Annotated in this window: 12 protein-coding genes; 4 read left to right on the top strand and 8 right to left on the bottom strand. The window is 61.0% G+C overall.

Translation table 11 applies throughout. The features are described 5' to 3' along the window. Positions 1 to 48: 48 nt before the first annotated feature. Positions 49 to 498, top strand: coding sequence for a MarR family winged helix-turn-helix transcriptional regulator (locus KG104_RS11335; protein WP_104053944.1), 450 nt, complete (start codon positions 49 to 51; stop codon positions 496 to 498). On the opposite strand, the gene KG104_RS11340 is transcribed toward KG104_RS11335, so the two are convergent. Next, the gene (locus KG104_RS11340) at positions 492 to 1,190 is read right to left on the bottom strand and encodes a M15 family metallopeptidase (RefSeq protein WP_207347070.1); all 699 of its coding nucleotides are present in this window, start codon (positions 1,188 to 1,190) and stop codon (positions 492 to 494) included. The genes KG104_RS11335 and KG104_RS11340 overlap by 7 nt on opposite strands. A 98-nt stretch (positions 1,191 to 1,288) precedes the next feature. On the opposite strand from KG104_RS11340, the gene KG104_RS11345 reads away from it, so the two are divergent. The 3 genes from KG104_RS11345 (at position 1,289) to KG104_RS11355 (ending at position 2,848) form a co-directional block, all read left to right on the top strand. Next, a complete protein-coding gene (locus KG104_RS11345) occupies positions 1,289 to 1,669 on the top strand; it encodes a serine/threonine protein phosphatase (RefSeq protein ID WP_104053942.1) in 381 nt (126 codons plus the stop codon). A gap of 1 nt (position 1,670) precedes the next feature. Further along, positions 1,671 to 2,219: a DUF1697 domain-containing protein gene (locus KG104_RS11350; RefSeq protein WP_207347071.1), complete on the top strand. Its 549-nt coding sequence runs from the start codon at positions 1,671 to 1,673 to the stop codon at positions 2,217 to 2,219. A 62-nt stretch (positions 2,220 to 2,281) separates the two neighbouring features. Then, positions 2,282 to 2,848, top strand: a complete 567-nt coding sequence (locus KG104_RS11355; protein WP_207347072.1) for an MOSC domain-containing protein — start codon at positions 2,282 to 2,284, stop codon at positions 2,846 to 2,848. 9 nt (positions 2,849 to 2,857) lie between these two features. Here KG104_RS11355 and KG104_RS11360 read toward each other — a convergent pair whose 3' ends face one another. From KG104_RS11360 to nrdI, 7 genes are all read right to left on the bottom strand, one after another. Continuing rightward, positions 2,858 to 3,409 carry a DinB family protein gene (locus KG104_RS11360; protein WP_207347073.1) on the bottom strand — a complete coding sequence of 184 codons (552 nt, stop codon included), beginning with the start codon at positions 3,407 to 3,409 and terminating at the stop codon, positions 2,858 to 2,860. Then, positions 3,406 to 4,011 carry a DivIVA domain-containing protein gene (locus tag KG104_RS11365; protein ID WP_207347074.1) on the bottom strand — a complete coding sequence of 202 codons (606 nt, stop codon included), beginning with the start codon at positions 4,009 to 4,011 and terminating at the stop codon, positions 3,406 to 3,408. Before KG104_RS11365 ends, KG104_RS11360 begins: the two co-directional genes overlap by 4 nt. Positions 4,012 to 4,552: 541 nt before the next feature. Further along, the gene (locus KG104_RS18265) at positions 4,553 to 7,435 is read right to left on the bottom strand and encodes a zinc-ribbon domain-containing protein (RefSeq protein WP_307858980.1); all 2,883 of its coding nucleotides are present in this window, start codon (positions 7,433 to 7,435) and stop codon (positions 4,553 to 4,555) included. A gap of 205 nt (positions 7,436 to 7,640) precedes the next feature. Then, positions 7,641 to 8,615, bottom strand: coding sequence for a class 1b ribonucleoside-diphosphate reductase subunit beta (nrdF, locus tag KG104_RS11375; protein ID WP_207347076.1), 975 nt, complete (start codon positions 8,613 to 8,615; stop codon positions 7,641 to 7,643). After that, positions 8,612 to 9,406, bottom strand: coding sequence for an NUMOD3 domain-containing DNA-binding protein (locus KG104_RS11380; protein WP_207347077.1), 795 nt, complete (start codon positions 9,404 to 9,406; stop codon positions 8,612 to 8,614). Before KG104_RS11380 ends, nrdF begins: the two co-directional genes overlap by 4 nt. Positions 9,407 to 9,422: 16 nt before the next feature. After that, positions 9,423 to 11,561 carry a class 1b ribonucleoside-diphosphate reductase subunit alpha gene (gene nrdE / locus KG104_RS11385; protein ID WP_207347078.1) on the bottom strand — a complete coding sequence of 713 codons (2,139 nt, stop codon included), beginning with the start codon at positions 11,559 to 11,561 and terminating at the stop codon, positions 9,423 to 9,425. Then, on the bottom strand, positions 11,558 to 12,067 hold the full coding sequence (nrdI, locus tag KG104_RS11390) for a class Ib ribonucleoside-diphosphate reductase assembly flavoprotein NrdI (protein WP_104053934.1): 510 nt from the start codon (positions 12,065 to 12,067) through the stop codon (positions 11,558 to 11,560). Before nrdI ends, nrdE begins: the two co-directional genes overlap by 4 nt. Positions 12,068 to 12,074 lie beyond the last annotated feature (7 nt).

Below are 12,074 nucleotides of genomic sequence, written 5' to 3' on the forward strand. Positions count from 1 at the left end.
ACTTGGATACCGCGGCGTGTCATCGCTCCCAGAAGGTAAGTTGGAGGAGTGGCACAACAGGACAGATCCAGGGACATTGCAGTGGGAAGCGTCTACGACCAGATCGATGCGATCTACCGGCGGGCCGTGGCCCGATCACGGCGGATCAACGCCCCGCTGACGCAGGTCGAACAGTCCCTCCTGGCCTTCATCGGCGGCAACCCCGGGTGCCGCGCCACGGATATTGCTTCCGCCTTCTCACTGAACCGCTCCACCGTCTCGCGCCAGATCCACGCCCTGGCGGAACTTGGCCTGGTGGTTGAGGGCGACAGTGACAGCCAGCCGCGCCGCGGCCGGGCCTTGTCCGTGACGGAGGAGGGAGCAGACCGGCTTAAGCGGTCCCTGGCCATTCACCGTGAGGCCGTGCGGAACCGTCTGGACGGGTGGAGCGAAGCCGAGCTTCGGGATTTCGCCGCCGCTTTGGAGCGGTTCAATGGCGCCAAGGACGAAGGTCAGTAACCCGGCGCGGCAGGAAGTCCCAGATATTCTTCCAAGGTGGTGCCGGCGTCGTGCATTGTCCGGGCATGTTCCGTCCCCACGTACCGCAGATGCCACGGTTCATGGGCGTACCCGGTGATGTGCTCGGCTCCTGCCGGATAACGGATGATGAAGCCGTAGTGCTGGGCATTGGCGGCCGCCCACGAACCCGCCAAGGTTTCGGCGAAGCAGGATTCCAGGGCGCAGGTTCCGTCCGGGTTGGCGATGTCGATGGCCAGCCCCGTCTGATGCTCGCTGTACCCGGGACGGGCCGAAATGGCGTCGGCTGCCTCCGGCCCAAAGTTCTCCGTGTAGGAGACGTACAGCTGGTCCTGCTCTGCTCCGGTCCGAAAGCCGCTCACCGCGGACATGGGAACTCCGGCGGCGCCCGCTTCCGCGGCCATTTGCCGGTAGGCCCCTGCAGCCTCGGCCCGCAGCGGCACGCCGCCGGCGTCGGCAAGGTCCTGCGGAGCGTGGTCCGCAGGCACCGGGCGCTTCTTATTTACTACAACCAGCGTGCTGTCCGGGGAATCGAAGTCCAGCACGGCGGCCGCAGCGGGCTGCGCTGACTGGGCCGGGAGCTCTTTGGAACCGGGCCAGAATAGATAGATCAGCAGACCGAGGAAGACGCAGACGATCACAGTCCTCAATAACCTGGCGCGCTGTCGTGGCATCTCTACCTCCACTCCCGACTGTTCCATAACGGTCGTGCCGTGTGTGGCAGCGACTCGGACCGATGTTCCCCGGCCGGCAGCGGTGTTAGTGTCCTTGCATGCTGCAGCAACTCCCGCCGGACAATACCTTTGATCACCGCCGCTCCGGTGACGGCGAGCATGTGGGGTACATCCATATGACAGATGCTGGTGGCTTCATACCGTTTGATCTGTTGCACCGGCAGCGGGCGGAGGCGTTGGAACTGGAGGAGGCCGAGAATCTCCTGGATGACCTCGGCCTGGCGATGTTCGTGGAGGATTGGTGGCTCGATCTCGACGGCGAACAGGTACCGGTCCTCATCCGGGAAGTCCGGCGTGACGGGGTGTCCGTGGCTTTCACTGCTTCCGGTGCCATCGCCAAGGCCGCCGATATGACCACGTCCATCGACATTCTGTTGCCGACGGACCGGCTGCACCAAGCGAAGGGGACGGGGACGTGAAATGAATTCCTATCTGGCCCTGCTGCGCGGCATCAACGTGGGCGGCAGGAACAAGATCCCCATGAAACCGTTGCGGGAGCATCTTGAGGATATGGGATACCAGCAGGTGTCCACGTATATTGCGAGCGGCAACGTCCTGCTTGCCTCACCCGATTCCCCGGAACAAGTGGGAAGGGAAGTTGAGGCGGCTCTGGTGGAGAACTTCGACCTGGATGATGACCTCATCAAGGTGCTGGTGCTCAGTCCCGACCAGCTGCACAGCGTGATCGGCTCCAAACCGGAGGGGTTCGGTGAGCAGCCGGAGAAGTACCACTCCGACGCCATTTTCCTGATGGGCATCGATGCGGAAACGGCCATGACGGCGTTTCGACCACGGGAAGGCGTGGACCGGGTCTGGCCGGGCGACGGCGTCATCTATTCACAACGCCTCAGTGCTGAACTAACCAAAAGCCGGTTGAGCGCGGTCATTGCATCGCCGCTGTACAAGTCCATGACCATCCGCAGCTGGAACACCACCATGAACCTGCGGGACCGCCTCACTCCCCTGTGACCACGGGCCGGCGGCCTACCTGAGCGCATCTGCGGTTGATGCGTGCGGTTAGCGTAGAAGGTATGAGCTACGAATACGACGTCGAGATCCTCCACCTGCTCGTCTCCGGCGCCCACGCTTATTTCGGCCGCGCCCGGGACGGTGCAGCCGACGTCGCCACCACCGATGCCGAGCGGGTGGAGGTAGTAGCGGGGAAGGGAATTGTGGGTGACCGGTTCTTCGGCAAGGCGGCCCACATGGATGCTGCCGTCACCCTGTTCGCCGTCGAGTCCCTGGAGGCCATCGCCGCGGACCTCGGCGCTGATCAGTTCGATCCGTTGCTCCCCCGCCGCAATGTGGTGCTCCGCGGCGCTGAACTCGCACCTCTTATCGGGCAGGACTTCACGCTCAGATCAGCCGCCGGCAGCGTTGACCTCCATGGAGGCCGGCATGCACACCCCTGTGCCTGGATGGATGCGGTCCTGGCTCCCGGCGCGCACAACGCGATGCGTGGCCGCGGCGGCCTGCGCTGCCGGCCACTGACCAGCGGAATCCTCCAGCGGGGTCCGGCGCTGCTGATCAGTCCTGTTCCGCTGGATCCCGCCCGGGCGCACGTGCCCTCGATGCTCCGCCCCGGCCGGTTGCCCTAGCGCCGGACTTTACGTTTCGGCCGGAGGATCCTCCCCCACCAGCCCGTCAATCGACTCTCTGATCAGATCTGCGTGCCCCACATGGCGGGCATACTCCTCGATCAGGTCAATCAGCATCCGGCGGAGGCTCCCCACCTCCCCGCCGGCCGCCGGCAGCAACTGGTCCAGCCCTCCGTTGTCCAGCGCCTCGGCAAGGCTTATTCGGGAACGCGCTGCGGCATCGTTCCACAGGCGGTAGAGATCCTCGGGACTGTCGTTGGCGGCAGTGCGCCAGTCCCAGTCTCGATCGTTCTCCCAGTCCACGGTGTTCCACGGAGTACCAGGGTCCCGGACCCACAGCCGCCAGGAGAAGTAGATATCCTCCACCCCGGCCAGATGCTTGAGCAGCCCACCGAGTGTGATGGCGGAGGAGCCCAGTTTCACGGCCAGTGCTTCGGCATCCAGACCCGCTGTTTTCCAGGCGAAAGTTGCCCGCTGCCGGTCCAGGGAACCGGCAAGGGTTTCCGCTTCGGTCTCGGCCAGCGGCGGTTCAATGCGGCCGGTCGAGTTGTTGTCGGTCATGCCGGGCTTATGTTTCCGGCCAGCTCGGCCCGGAGCTCCTCATTCTCAGAGGTCCACTGCCTGAGCCCAATAACAACCTGGTCGAGAAAGTCGTCAACCTCGTCCGGCGAATAACCTCCGCGGAGTTTGTTGGGAGGGAAGTCGTGTAAGACCACCTGTTTAGCTGTGAGAATGGGTTCGGTAATAGTGACAGGTTCGCTCAGGGGGTTCGCCTTCTTCAGGTGCAGGCGTTCGTTTTCGTCCTGGAGCCGCTGGAATTCCCGAACTATTCTGTCAAGGAAGGAATTAACCTCCAGCCCGTCGTATCCCTCCCCGAGTTTCACCGGCTGGAACCGCTTGGAGGCAACTTCCTCAGCAGTCATGGTCTGTTTCATCCTTGACGTCGGTCTGGGCTTCTCCTGAGGCGCTGCCATACCATCCGGCGTCCTCTTCGGTTTGAAAGACTTCCAGATAAAGACAACCAGCAGCACCACTGCAATAAGTGCCGCGAAAAGAATCACGTTGCCGCCACCACCGTTGTCGCCCTGAGCAAACAGCGACATTCTTTCCACCGACATGGGTGTCCATTTCTCGTTGGGATCCGTGCACATCGAAGTCTTCATTCCCCGTGACCGAGCCCGAGGCTAGCAGTTTTGGGAATCCCAGGCCAGCATAAAAGACCAGTAGTTCCTCCATCCGGGGTGCGCGCTTCGCAAGTTGGCCGTTTGCGGCTCGGCGTTAAAGACAGCAGCACCGGACCTGTGGGTCCGATGCTGCTGTAATGGTGCAAATTGTGAGATGACACGCTATCTGGCCATTTGCCAAGTGCCTTGTCCCTTGCATCCTCAGGGATCGCTGAGCGTGCCCGGTTCAGCACTGTGCCAAATTAGCTGTCATTTTCCCTGCGGCCCACTGCACAAAGGTTCTGGAAGCGAGCGGTCCCAGGGCGGCGTTCGCCGGCGCTTGACTGGCTGCCATGGCATCGGGAAGGGCCGCCCACGAACACAAGCATGCTGCCTCTAGCCGTGTGTCCGTCACCTTTTCCTGGACCGTTCAAGCCAGCAGGGTGACGATGGTGGTCGGTGGTCTCCGGCTGGAGACCGCATTCGCCTCACGCGCTAATGAAGGGGGCAGCTTGTGTAAATGGATCGGTAATCGGCGGAACTAGAAATCCAAGTCGAACATTGGCGTCATGTTGGAATCCGGGTTTTTTCTGCAGCTTGGACACCAGGTTGGCCTACTCCTGGTGCGGCAGTCTATGCTCGTCCGCCATTCGTGGTCTTCCTTGCAAAGCCACCAGATGTGTTTGTTTGATCGAGGCTTCACGTCGCCCGGGCGAAGTGAACCGTTTTTCGTCGGGTGCCACTGCTCGGCAACCTCGGGGAACAGATCCGCCAGAGCCTGGCCGGGCTTGGGTCTGGCATGGCCGACGCCGCGCCGGGCCCAACCACAGGTGGGGCAGCCGACATTCTTATGTTTCATGCGCGTGCTAATTGCTGTCTCCCACTCGTTATCGCAAAGCGAGCATCGCCACCAGACACGCTGATTGGACCCGGGCTTCACATCCCCGGGGAGCAGCGTGTAGTTCCTGGCAGGGTGCCACTCTGCTGCGATCTCAGGATGTAGGTCAGCCAGTGATTGACCCTGTCTGGGGAGCGAACTTCGCTTGCGCGCGCAATCGGGACACCCCACGGAGTGGACCCTAGTTCTGCCGTTGACGTTCGCTTCCCAAGCCCCATCGCACAGCGAGCAGAGCCACCACGCTTTGGAATTGCGCCCATTAGCCACGTCAAGGGCGGTGAGGGGTCCGTTTAGCTCCGGGTGCCATTCGGCAGCGGTCATGGGACTCTTCTCAGCCAGCGACTGGCCTGGCTTCGGCGGTCGCGGTAATCGGACAGAAATTGGACGGGGCCGATTTATGCGACCATCTGCTAGGGCGACCTTGGCCGCGTCGAGGGCTTGAGCAGCGCCACCCTTTTCATAGGCGCGGGCGCTCATGCGCAGGACGTCCAGACCTTTTTTGGCGGGGTGCCCGTCGGTTGCAGCTTCAGCGGCTTCGAGGATCCGGCCCAGCACTTGAACGGTCATAGTGAAGACGTCAGGATCCTTTTTCTCGCAGAGGACGTCCCAACGGCCGACCATCTGAAGAGGTGCTTGTCGGACACGAATGACGATCCACCCTGCTGACATAAGGTCCTGAGTCTTCCTCAAATCCCGTTGAAGTCCGTCGCGGTGCCAATAGCTTCCGTCGTACTCGACGATGATCCGCAGTCCCGTACAGAGCACATCGACATGCCAGGCCTCAGTGGGTGTTCGCACCTCGCTGTCACCAAACACAGGAAACGGCAGCAAGCGCTCCAACTCGTATTGCAGGGCGATCTCGGGTAGTGAGCGGCGCCAGCCCGACCAGCATTGAGGGCACCCGGTAGCCAGGCGAACCCGGGACGTCGCTGTTGTCTCCCACGAGTGGCCCTGCACGCAGAGCCACCAATACTTGGCTGTCCCGCCCGCAGTCACCTCGTCGGGCTTAATCGGATGGTTCTTTTTGACGTCCCACTGACTAGCGACCTCAGGCGCCATGGACACTAAATCGTTTCCGTAGCCGACCTGAAGCCCGGCGCAGTACGCGCACCCATTCCCGTTCTTAGTGCGGTTACCCGGCAGGCTTTCGTAATCATGCCCGGCCGAACACCGCCACCAGATTTTCTTCCCGGTCGAGGGCATGACCATCTCCGGCGTCAGGGCCCCATTAAGGGTGGGATGCCATTCTTTAGCGATTTCTGGATATCTGACGGCAAGCGATGACTCGGTTGAAACCCTTCGCCCTGTGCAAAAGGGGCAGCCGGAGCGTCGCTTACTAGATCTGTGAGCAGGCGCAGTCTCCCATTCGTGGCCATAATCGCACAGCCACCATCGTGACGTGTTTGACATGGCTGCCACGTCCTCCGGACCTAAAGGTGCATTCTTCGTTGGATGCCATGAGGCAGCCACAGAGGGGGCGACTTCAACCAGCGAACGGCCTGGACGTGGCTGTGCGGCTTTGGACGCGCGCCCTCTGCGGGAGCACTGGGGGCAGGATCCCCGCTCTAGCGCGCGGTGCCTAACCGTTGTTTCCCAGGAATGACTGCACGATGCACATCGCCACCACACGGCTTGAGCGGACGTAGCGACTAAGCTTGGCGGCCCGCCGTTGCGAGCAGTATCCCACTCGGCAGCGAGCTCTGGATGAAGCCTCGTGAGGCTGTTGGTTACTGACAGTTCTCGACGTGCACAGAACGGACAGCCGCTGCTAGCTATGTTGAACACGGTGGCCGGGCGTGTCTCGTAGACGTGATCAGCCCCCTCAGGGCACTGCCATTTGCGAACGGTGGTGGAGCGAGCTGCTACCTGATCGGCCGGCAGTTCGTTCTCCGGCGAGTAACGTACGGCCATATGGGGAACGTCAGCGATGGTGGTCATGGGTTTCCGCCCCCAAGAGGTGCCGGACATCCTGGCTGCGTTCTTGATACCTGCGCATTTGGGGCATCCAGTCCCTTCGCGGGTGCGCCGTGAGATCCTCGTCGACCACCGGTGATCACATGTTGCGCAACGCCACCAGGCACTCTTTGAGGACGTTGAGACTACGGCGGGTGGCCCGTCATTTAGGTCGACGTCCCATTCAGAAGCAATCTCAGGGTAGAGCACATCCAGCCGGTTGGTGATAGAGAGCTTCCGTCCGGAGCAGAAGGGACAGGCGCTGAGTGGTGATTTGAACACCGACTCGGCCTTGGCTACGTAGGAGTGGTCTGCGCCGGCAGGACACCGCCAGTCGCATACTTTTGCCGACTGCACTCCTATTTCAGAGGGGGCGAACTCGTTAGAGGTTTCGTAGCGCGCAAGCATTCTTGGAACATCCACCACCGAAACCTCTAACGGCCGGCCTATCCGGGCCTGCTTGACAGCAGGTGCGATACCACGGGAGTGTCGTGGCTTCGACTTGTCACTCGTTGCGATTAGACGCTCACTGGTCGTTGCGGCCATTTGCTCTCCAATTCTGCCCATGGACATGATGACACGCGGATCCGGCGCCGGAGTTCAAGAGAGCGCCTCGCTGGGGCTTACGTGGCCTACAGCTGACATCAATCTTGCACCACCAAGATCCCCGATTTCACGTCGCACGGAGGCAGGATAGGGCGCCCCCATCCTGGAGACGCCCTCGATCGACTGCTTGGTGCCGGCCGGCTCCCTGAGGAGCCGGAAATTTACATAAAGACTAGAAGTCCCAGTCGTCGTCTTCCGTGTTCACGGCCTTGCCGATCACGTAGGAGGAACCGGACCCGGAGAAGAAGTCGTGGTTCTCATCCGCGTTCGGGGAGAGTGCGGACAGGATGGCCGGGTTCACGTCCGTCACGGTGGACGGGAACATGGCTTCGTAGCCCAGGTTCATCAGCGCCTTGTTGGCGTTGTAGTGCAGGAACTTCTTCACGTCTTCGGCCAGGCCGACGCCGTCGTACAGGTCATGCGTGTACTGGACTTCGTTTTCGTACAGCTCGAAAAGCAGCTCGAACGTGTAGTCCTTGATCTCGGCCTTGCGCTCCTCGGAGGCGCCTTCCAGGCCCTTCTGGAACTTGTAGCCGATGTAGTAGCCGTGTACGGCTTCATCGCGGATGATCAGGCGGATCAGGTCTGCCGTGTTTGTCAGCTTGGCCCGCGAGGACCAGTACATCGGCAGGTAGAAGCCGGAGTAGAAGAGGAAGGACTCCAGCAGGGTGGAGGCCACCTTGCGCTTCAGGGGGTCATCGCCGCGGTAGTAATCCGTGACGATGTGTGCCTTCTTCTGCAGGTTCTCGTTCTCGGTGGACCAGCGGAAGGCCTCGTCGATCTCCTTGGTCGAGCACAGGGTGGAGAAGATCGAGGAGTAGCTCTTGGCGTGTACGGATTCCATGAACGCGATGTTCGTGTAGACGGCTTCCTCGTGCGGGGTGAGCGCGTCGGGGATCAGGGAGACGGCGCCAACAGTGGCCTGCATGGTGTCCAGCAGGGTCAGGCCGGTGAACACACGCATGGTCAGCTGCTGCTCTTCCGGGGTAAGCGTGTTCCAGGACTGCACGTCGTTGGACAGCGGCACCTTTTCCGGCAGCCAAAAGTTGTTGACCAGGCGGTTCCAGACTTCCACGTCTTTATCGTCCTGGATCTTGTTCCAGTTGATCGCCTGGACGCTGTCGATCAGCTTGATTTTCTCTGTCATGACTCCGATTCGCTTTCTGAAGAGAGACTTTGTGTGGCTGAGTTCTCGACGCAATACCTGCAGTCGGCCTTCTCAATACCTTTATTGGTGTGATGTCTGGTATGGGCGCTGCGGTGACTTGAGGGCATGGGACGGCCCAATCGAGCCGCAGACATTTTTGCCCTGGTTTCCGTGCTGGCCTGCTTACCAAAGTTTGGGTTGCCTGCACCTGCCCTAGCTTCCGACAGTTCCTGACGGGCTACCGCCGTCATGGAATGTCCGAATCCGGGATGCTCGGCGCCGAACTTGCCGAAGTTTGGATTCTCCTGACCAGCGTACTGGCCCTTCCGCTCCTCCGCCCATTTGAGGCGTTGCTCCGGAGTGTGCGACCGCCCATAGAACGGGTTTGCTTCGCCGAAGCGGCTGAGCCCTTTTCGTCCTGTGGACCTAAGCCGAGCAGCTTCACGCTGCTCGGCCGTCCATAGGACTCCTGTGGGGCCAAGACCGCCCTCCGAAAGATTCAGAAGGCGGTGCCCATCCCTTTTCAAGTAGGCAATCCAATCGATTTCTGACTGGCCAAGGTCGGTCAGGTCCCATACTTCCTGCAGTTCATCCGCCCGAACCCCCTGTTGGTCCTGCTTGCGAAGCCAGTCATAGAAGGGGGTCTTGCGGCCGTCCCGAGCACACTTCAGATGCTGAGCGAAACGACGAGCGACGGTCTTGGTGGTCATTCCCACATAGCGGTATTCCCGCTCTCCGTGGAGCCGGATGCCATAAACAAACCCCACCGGCGCCGTCGTCGTCGTTTCCATGCCGGCTACCTAACCGCTACAACATACAGGAGACGCAATTTTCCACCTCAGTGCCTTCCAGCGCGAGCTGGCGCAGGCGGATGTAGTAAATGGTCTTGATGCCCTTGCGCCATGCGTAGATCTGCGCCTTGTTGATGTCACGCGTGGTGGCGGTGTCCTTGAAGAACAGCGTCAGGGACAGGCCCTGGTCCACGTGCTGCGTGGCAGCAGCGTAGGTGTCGATGATCTTCTCGTAGCCGATTTCGTACGCATCCTGGTAGTACTCCAGGTTGTCGTTCGTCAGGTACGGAGCCGGGTAGTAAACGCGCCCCAGCTTGCCTTCCTTGCGGATCTCGATCTTCGCGGCCACCGGGTGGATGGAGGAGGTCGAGTTGTTGATGTAGGAGATGGAACCTGTGGGCGGCACAGCCTGCAGGTTCTGGTTGTAGATGCCGTGCTCCATGACCGAAGCCCGCAGCGCAGCCCAGTCTTCCTGGGTGGGAATGTGAATGCCCTGGAACAGTTCGCGCACGCGCTCCGTCTTCGGGACCCACTCCTGGTTCACGTACTTGTCGAAGAACTCTCCGGTGGCGTACTTGGAGCGCTCGAAGCCGGCAAACTTGCGGCCGGTCTCGATCGAGAGCAGGTTCGAGGCCCGCACCGCGTGGTAGACCACGGAGTAGAAGTAGATGTTCGTGAAGTCGATGCCTTCTTCGGAGCCGTAGTACACCCGCTCCCGTGCCAGGTAGCCGTGCAGGTTCATCTGGCCCAGGCCGATGGCGTGCGAGGCGTCGTTGCCCTTGGCGATGGACGGTACGGAACCGATGTGGCTCATGTCCGATACAGCGGTCAGGGCGCGGATGGACGTCTCGATGGTCTGGCCGAAGTCCGGGGAATCCATCGTCTTGGCGATGTTCAGCGAACCGAGGTTGCAGGAAATGTCCTTGCCGGTCTCGGCGTAGGACAGGTCATCGTTGTACGTGGTGGGCTCGGAAACCTGGAGGATCTCGGAGCACAGGTTGGACATGATGATCTTGCCGTCGATCGGGTTTTCCCGGTTCACCGTGTCCTCGAACATGATGTACGGGTAGCCGGACTCGAACTGGATTTCCGCCAGGGTCTGGAAGAACTCGCGGGCCTTGATCTTGGTCTTCTTGATCCGGGCGTCGTCCACCATCTCGTAGTACTTCTCGGTGACCGAGATGTCGGAGAACGGGACTCCGTAGACCTTTTCGACGTCGTACGGGGAGAACAGGTACATGTCCTCGTCGCGCTTGGCCAGCTCAAAGGTGATGTCGGGAACGACGACGCCGAGGGAGAGGGTCTTGATGCGGATCTTCTCGTCGGCGTTTTCCCGCTTGGTGTCCAGGAACCGGTTGATGTCCGGGTGGTGGGCGTGCAGGTACACGGCACCGGCACCCTGGCGGGCGCCGAGCTGGTTGGCGTAGGAGAAGCTGTCTTCGAGGAGCTTCATCACGGGGATGACGCCGGAGGACTGGTTCTCGATCTGCTTGATCGGCGCGCCGACTTCGCGGATGTTCGTCAGGGCGAAGGCCACGCCGCCGCCGCGCTTGGACAGCTGCAGGGCGGAGTTGATGGAACGGCCGATCGACTCCATGTTGTCTTCGATGCGCAGCAGGAAGCAGGAAACGAGCTCGCCGCGCTGGGCCTTGCCGGCGTTCAGGAAGGTGGGGGTGGCCGGCTGGAAGCGGCCGCCGATGATTTCGTCCACCATCTGGGTGGCAAGCTTCTCGTCGCCTCGGGCCAGGTGCAGGGCAACCATGCACACACGGTCTTCGTAGCGCTCTAGGTAACGCTTACCGTCAAAGGTCTTCAGCGTGTACGAGGTGTAGAACTTGAAGGCACCGAGGAAGGTTTCGAAGCGGAACTTCTTCTTGTAGGCGCGCTGGTACAGGTCCTTGATGAAGTTCATGGAGTACTGGTCGAGAGTTTCCTTCTCGTAGTACTCGTTCTTGACCAGGTATTCCAGCTTCTCTTCCAGGTCATGGAAGAACACGGTGTTGTTGTTCACGTGCTCAAGGAAGTACTGGCGCGCAGCAGCGCGGTCGGCGTCGAACTGGATCTCGCCGTTCTTGCCGTACAGGTTCAACATGGCGTTGAGCTCGTGGTAACCGAGGTCCTTATAGGCCGCGGGGAGCTCCTTGGAGTCCGTCATGCCGGCTTCTGCGACTGATGCGTCCAAAACTCTTCCAATCCTTCGTTAACTTTGGCGACGTCGTCGGACGTGCCCATGAGTTCAAATCTATAGAGAACGGGGACCTTGCACTTCACGGAGACGATGTCCGCCGCAAGGCAATAGGATTCCCCGAAGTTTGTGTTTCCGGCGCCAATGACTCCCCGAATCAGGGAGCGGTTGCGTTCGTTGTTAAGGAACTTGATGACCTGCTTGGGAACGGCGCCGCGTGCTGCTGCACCGGGCTGCGCCGCGGTGCCCCCGTAGGTGGGCAGCAGCAGGACAAAAGGCCGCTGGGCCAGCAGGGTGGGTTCGGAGGTGTGCAGCGGGATTCTTCCCGCCTGCGTGTCCAGTTTTTCGACGAAGCGCCCGGTGTAACCGGATGCCGATGAAAAGAAAATCAGGGGCGCATCGGTCATCGGATGCTCATCTGCTGCGGATCCCGCTTCCGGGCCAAGCCCGGTGCGGTCTGCTATCCCCAGTGACATGGTTCCT

This window comes from Arthrobacter sunyaminii (assembly GCF_018866305.1).
Taxonomy (GTDB): Bacteria; Actinomycetota; Actinomycetes; order Actinomycetales; family Micrococcaceae; genus Arthrobacter_B; species Arthrobacter_B sunyaminii.

Coding starts and splice junctions, on each gene's coding strand:
- KG104_RS11340 (WP_207347070.1), bottom strand. CDS start 1,190: ATGCCACGACAGCGCGCCAGGTTATTGAGGACTGTGATCGTCTGCGTC.
- KG104_RS11345 (WP_104053942.1), top strand. CDS start 1,289: ATGCTGCAGCAACTCCCGCCGGACAATACCTTTGATCACCGCCGCTCC.
- KG104_RS11350 (WP_207347071.1), top strand. CDS start 1,671: ATGAATTCCTATCTGGCCCTGCTGCGCGGCATCAACGTGGGCGGCAGG.
- KG104_RS11355 (WP_207347072.1), top strand. CDS start 2,282: ATGAGCTACGAATACGACGTCGAGATCCTCCACCTGCTCGTCTCCGGC.
- KG104_RS11360 (WP_207347073.1), bottom strand. CDS start 3,409: ATGACCGACAACAACTCGACCGGCCGCATTGAACCGCCGCTGGCCGAG.
- KG104_RS11365 (WP_207347074.1), bottom strand. CDS start 4,011: ATGAAGACTTCGATGTGCACGGATCCCAACGAGAAATGGACACCCATG.
- KG104_RS18265 (WP_307858980.1), bottom strand. CDS start 7,435: ATGTCCATGGGCAGAATTGGAGAGCAAATGGCCGCAACGACCAGTGAG.
- nrdF (WP_207347076.1), bottom strand. CDS start 8,615: ATGACAGAGAAAATCAAGCTGATCGACAGCGTCCAGGCGATCAACTGG.
- KG104_RS11380 (WP_207347077.1), bottom strand. CDS start 9,406: ATGGAAACGACGACGACGGCGCCGGTGGGGTTTGTTTATGGCATCCGG.
- nrdE (WP_207347078.1), bottom strand. CDS start 11,561: ATGACGGACTCCAAGGAGCTCCCCGCGGCCTATAAGGACCTCGGTTAC.
- nrdI (WP_104053934.1), bottom strand. CDS start 12,067: ATGTCACTGGGGATAGCAGACCGCACCGGGCTTGGCCCGGAAGCGGGA.